Origin of the sequence: Streptomyces mutomycini (assembly GCF_001700505.1) — a bacterium.
Classification (GTDB): Bacteria; Actinomycetota; Actinomycetes; order Streptomycetales; family Streptomycetaceae; genus Streptomyces; species Streptomyces mutomycini.
This window is the reverse complement of record NZ_MAPV01000085.1, coordinates 1-4,584: the sequence shown is the minus strand read 5'-3', so window position 1 is coordinate 4,584 and position 4,584 is coordinate 1. Positions and strand designations below refer to the sequence as shown.

At 70.4% G+C, this 4,584-nt stretch carries 2 protein-coding genes; both read right to left on the bottom strand.

From position 1 onward, the window contains the following. A partial coding sequence (locus BFF76_RS13485; RefSeq protein ID WP_208604846.1) for a type I polyketide synthase occupies window positions 1-1,718 on the bottom strand: 1,718 nt, incomplete at its 3' end. A gap of 87 nt (window positions 1,719-1,805) precedes the next feature. Next, complete coding sequence (locus tag BFF76_RS13480) at window positions 1,806-4,568, bottom strand: SDR family NAD(P)-dependent oxidoreductase (protein ID WP_244167273.1); 2,763 nt, start codon at window positions 4,566-4,568, stop codon at window positions 1,806-1,808. Window positions 4,569-4,584 lie beyond the last annotated feature (16 nt).

Here is a 4,584-nt window from a genome sequence, read left to right as displayed (position 1 = left end):
CCCGGGAACACGAACACCACGCCGTCTTCCCTGTCCGCCCGCACTCCGGACACCACCCCTACGGCGGACTCACCTGCCGCCACCGCTTCCAGCCCCGCCAGCAACTCCTCACGATCCGAACCCAGCACCACCGCCCGGTGTTCAAGACCCGCACGCGACGACACCAGCGCATGGCCGACATCCGCGAGCGGCACATCAGTCGACCGCACGAACTCCCGCAACCGCACCGCCTGCCCACGCAGCCCCGCAGCAGACCGTCCCGAAACCACCCACGGCACCACCCCGCCACCGACCGGACCCGGCTCGCCATCCGCGACCTCGGCCGACTCCTCCACGGGAGCCTGCTCCACGATCACGTGCGCGTTCGTCCCGCTCACTCCGAACGACGACACACCCGCACGGCGAACACGACCCGTCTCGGGCCAGGGACGCTCCTCGGTCACCAGCTCCACGGCACCCGAGGTCCAGTCCACATGCGGCGTCGGCTCATCGACGTGCAGCGTCCTGGGCACCACACCGTGCCGCATCGACTCGACCATCTTGATCACACTCGCCACACCCGCGGCAGCCTGCGTGTGGCCGATGTTGGACTTGAGCGAGCCGAGCAGCAGAGGCCGTTCCCCGTCCCGTTCCTGGCCGTACGTCGCCAGCAGCGCCTGCGCCTCGATGGGGTCGCCCAGTGTCGTGCCGGTGCCGTGCGCCTCGACGACGTCGACCTCGGAGCTCTTCATCCCTGCGCTCGTCAGCGCCTGACGGATCACGCGCTGCTGCGCGGGGCCGTTGGGCGCGGTCAGTCCGCTGGACGCGCCGTCCTGGTTGACCGCCGAGCCGCGGATCACGGCCAGCACCTGATGGCCGTTGCGCCGTGCGTCCGAGAGCCGCTCGACCAGCAGCAGGCCCACTCCCTCAGCCGCGCTCATGCCGTCGGCGGACGCGGCGAACGCCTTGCAGCGGCCGTCGCGTGCCAGGCCCTGCTGCCGGCTGAACTCCGTGAACAGGTCGGGCGTCGACATGACCGCGACCCCGCCCGCGAGCGCCATCGAGCACTCGCCGTGGCGCAGCGCCTGAACCGCGAGGTGCAGCGCCACCAGCGAGGAGGAGCACGCCGTGTCCACCGTGACGGCGGGACCGGTCAGGCCGAAGCTGTAGGAGATGCGCCCCGAGGCGACGCTGCCCGCGGTGCCCGTCATGGCGTGACCCTCGACCTCTTCGGGGATCGCGGGCAGCCTGGTGCCGTAGTCGCGGAAGCTCGAGCCGATGAAGACGCCGGTCCTGCTGCCCTCCAGGGTGTCGGGAGCGATGCCGGAACGCTCGAACAGCTCCCAGGAGGTTTCCAGGAGCAGCCGCTGCTGCGGGTCCATGGCCAGGGCCTCGCGCGGGGAGATCCCGAAGAAGCCCGCGTCGAACTCCCCCGCGTCGTGCAGGAACCCACCCTCGGCCACGTACGAGCTGCCGGGACGCTCGCCAGTCACGTCCACCAGGGATCCCGCGTCCCAGCCGCGGTCGGTGGGGAATCCGGTGATGGCGTCGCCGCCCTCGGAAAGCAGCCGCCACAGGTCCTCGGGAGAGGCGACCCCGCCGGGGAACCGGCAGCTCATCCCGACGATCGCCACCGGCTCGCTGCCGGCCGACTCCGCTGCCTGCAGCCGCGATTGGGTTTCCTTCAGTTCGGCTGTGACCCGGTTCAGGTAGTAACGGAGCTTCTTGGCGTCGTCCATGCTTGCGTGCCCCCGAAAGTGAGACGGAAGTGTGGCGTGCGCCCCCGCAGAAGGGCGCGAGTCGGAACCGCGGCGTCGATCAGGGGCTCAGGAGATCCCGAACTCTTTGTCGATGTACTTGAAGAGGTCGTCGTTACTCGCGGATTCGAGGTCTTCGGCGTCGACGGTTCCCTCGCCGTCGACACCTGATCCAGATGCTGTACGCAGCAACTGCCGCAACCGCCCTGCCATTTCGGCTCTGGAGGGGTCTCCGTCGGGCAGTTGCCCCAGGAGCGCCTCGAGCTGGTCGAGCTCGGCCGTGCCGGGAGCTTCCGCGTCCGTGGAGCCCTCGGTCCCGTCCTCGCCGCCGAACAGTGTGTCACCGAGGTAGCGCACAAGTTCGTGCACGGTCGGACAGTCGAAGACGATCGTGGCGGGCAGTCGCAGACCGGTCGCCGAGCTGAGCCGGTTACGCAGTTCCACGGCGGTGACCGAGTCCAGGCCGAGTTCCAGGAACCGACGCCGGAGTTCCACCGTCTCCCCGGAGTCGTGCCCGAGTACCGCTGCCACCTGTGTACGGACCGTCGTGCGCAACTGCCGTTCGCGCTCGGCCGGTGCGAGGCCTGCCAGCCGCTCGGACAGCGTCAGGGTGGCGGTCACGTCGGTGGGTTCGTCCCGCGTGAGGACGGCGCGGGCCTCCGGCAGTTCGTCGAGCAGACGGCTGGGCCTGGCCGCTGTGTAGGCGTACGCGAACCTCTCCCAGTCGATGTCCGCGATCACGAGGCTGGTGTCGCCGTGGGCGAGCGCCGTCTCCAGTGCGGCGGTGGCGCGCTCCGGCTGGAGCAGCGGCACGCCGTGCCGGATGCTGGTGTCGGCGACCACGTCCCGACCTGCCATGCCGCCCCTGGCCCAGGAACCCCAGGCCACGGAGGTGGCCACGAGCCCCTGTGCCCGGCGGTACTGGGCGAGTGCGTCCAGGTAGGCGTTGCCCGGCGCGTAGTTGCCCTGGCCTGCCATACCGACCGTGCCCGCCAGCGACGAGAACAGCACGAAAGCAGAAAGGCCCACGTCCTTTGTCATCTCATGCAGTTGGTGTGCAGCACCTGCCTTGACCCGCAGCACCCGGTCGAGCTGCTCGGGCGTCAGTGTGGTGAGCGCCCCGTCGTCCAGTACGGCCGCGGTGTGCACCACAGCGGCCAGCGGGCAGTCTTCGGGCACCGAGTCCAGCAGGTGGCGCAAGGCCTCCGGGTCCGCCACGTCGCAGGCGACCGTGGTGACGCGGGCTCCGGTGGCGGCCAGTTCGGCTTCGAGATCGGTGGCGCCGGGGGCCGTACCGCCCTGCCTGCTGACGAGCAGCAGGTGCTCGGCGCCCTGAGCAGCAAGTCGCCTGGCGACCTCGCTGCCAAGCGCACCGGTGCCGCCCGTGATCAGTATGGTGCCCTTGCCCGGCGTCCAGCCGTCGCCCAGTGCGCCACCGAGAGGCGCGCGGACGAGGCGGCGCCCGTAGGCCGCGGTCGAGCGGACCGCGACCTGGTCCTCGCCGGCCTCGGCCGCGAGCACTTCGCACAGTCGCGCGAGGGCGCGCTCGTCCGGCTCCCGCGGAAGGTCGACCAGACCGCCCCAGCGGGTCGGCAGTTCCTGGGCCGCCACCCGGCCGAGGCCCCAGACCAGCGCCTGCGCCGGGCTGGTGAGCGGGTCCCGCTCACCGATGGACACCGCGCCCTGGGTGACGCACCACAGTGCGGCGTCCGAGTCGGCGGCCTCCAACTGCTGGAGCAGCGCGAGGTTCTGGGCATATCCCGCCGGGGTGGCGGATGCGTCCGTGAGCGGACTCTCGTCCTGCGCGAGCAGCGACAGCACTCCGGATGCCGCTGAGGGCGCGGCCAGGGCCTCGGCCCACGGACGCTCGCCCTGCCCTGCGTCGTCGGCGCCGCTCACGACCAGCGGTTCGACCACAGCCCCTTGTGCGCGTAAAGCTCCTGCCACTGTCTCGTACAGCGCGCCGTCGAGCTGGCCCGGGGTGACGGCGACCAGCCAGGTTCCGGACAGGGCGGCCTTGGGGCCGGCGGGCAGCGACTTCCAGTGCGTCCGGTACCGCCACGACTCCATGCTGGCCGCTTCCGCGTGCCGCTTGTGCCAAGCGGAGAGCGCGGGCAGTACGGCCGTCAGCCCGGTCTGTGCCTCGTCCAGCCGCAGGGTCTTCGCGAGTCCCTCCAGGTCCTCGCGCTCCACCACCTCCCAGAAGGCGGCGTGCGGGTCCACGCTTGCCGCGGGGGGCGTAGGCGCGGTGTCGAACCAATAGTGTTTGGTCTGGAAGGCGTAGGTCGGCAGTACGACCCGCCGGGCCCCGGAACCTGCGAAGACCGCCGACCAGTCGGGCGTGCCGCCGCGCACCCATAACTCGCCCAGCGAAGTGAGGAACCGACGGCTGTCACCCTGATCACGGCGCAGAGTGCCACCCACGAACACCTCGACACCCATCGCCTCACCGGTCTCCTCCACCGGGGACGTCAGCACCGGATGCGGACTCACCTCCACGAACGTGGTGTGACCGTCAGCGATCAGCCCACGAACCGTCTCCTCGAACCGCACCGGCTGCCGCAGATTACGGAACCAGTACTCCGCACCCGCCGCACCATCCTCAAGAACCCGACCCGTCACCGTCGAGTACATCGGCACATCACCCGCACGCGACACCACCGGAGCAGCCAACTCCAACAGAGCCTCACGCAACTGCTCCACCTGCGCCGTATGCGACCCGTAATCCACCGGAATACGACGCGCCCGCACCCCATCACGCTCACACACAACCATCAACTCATCCAGCGCCGCAGCCTCACCCGCGACAACCGTGGACCGCGGACCATTCACCGTGGCGACATCGATC